The organism is Neobacillus paridis, assembly GCF_016765675.1.
Lineage (GTDB): Bacteria > Bacillota > Bacilli > Bacillales > Cytobacillaceae > Neobacillus > Neobacillus paridis.
This window is the reverse complement of the sequence record NZ_JAESWB010000418.1, coordinates 1-601: the sequence shown is the minus strand read 5'-3', so window position 1 is coordinate 601 and position 601 is coordinate 1. Positions and strand designations below refer to the sequence as shown.

1 protein-coding gene is annotated in these 601 nt (G+C 45.1%); it reads left to right on the top strand.

All coding sequences use genetic code 11. The annotated features are described in order from the left end of the window. Positions 1-536 (top strand): hypothetical protein (locus JK635_RS23990; protein ID WP_202656464.1); only part of this gene is annotated, 536 nt, incomplete at its 5' end. Positions 537-601: the final 65 nt, after the last annotated feature.

The window sequence follows — 601 nt, the reverse complement described above, 5'->3', positions numbered from 1 at the left end:
TAGCGCTTCTGCCGGCACATGCGCAGGTACGTATCTTCGATGCTAATTCAGATGATCGGCGCGAATATTATTCTACTGATTTGCGGGAAGCTCTTAAAGTTCTTGGGCAGGATTTACGCGTAATTGGGATTAATGAAAAGGAATGCGATAACGCTGGATCATCCGGCGACGCCGGATTAGATTTAGTTGCCGTTGTTGACTTCGACGATGGCGCTTCTAATTCGTATGCTTTGTTAGGGCAATGTGGAGCACAAGAGAAAGATTGGCCCAAAAAGAAGCTTGAAGCTCATTCCATGAATTACCGCAACTTTTTCCATATGCAGTTAGATTATATGGGCATTATGTTTACGCCTGTATGTTACCGGATGGCTAACGGGGAATGGACAGATAACCAAAATGCCAATGGAGTTCTGTTAGCAGATCGAGTGAGAATTCTTAAATTGCTGGAACTACAAAATCAGTGGAACGAGATTACTACGGCACCTTGGTTTCTTAAATTCGAAGAAGAATTCGCTGCAGTAGAGGCGCCGGAGTAAAAGCTAATCCCAAACATTCGGAAGGTTTCGCGCTACCGCTTCAAAAAGTGGCGGCGGAACCGCAT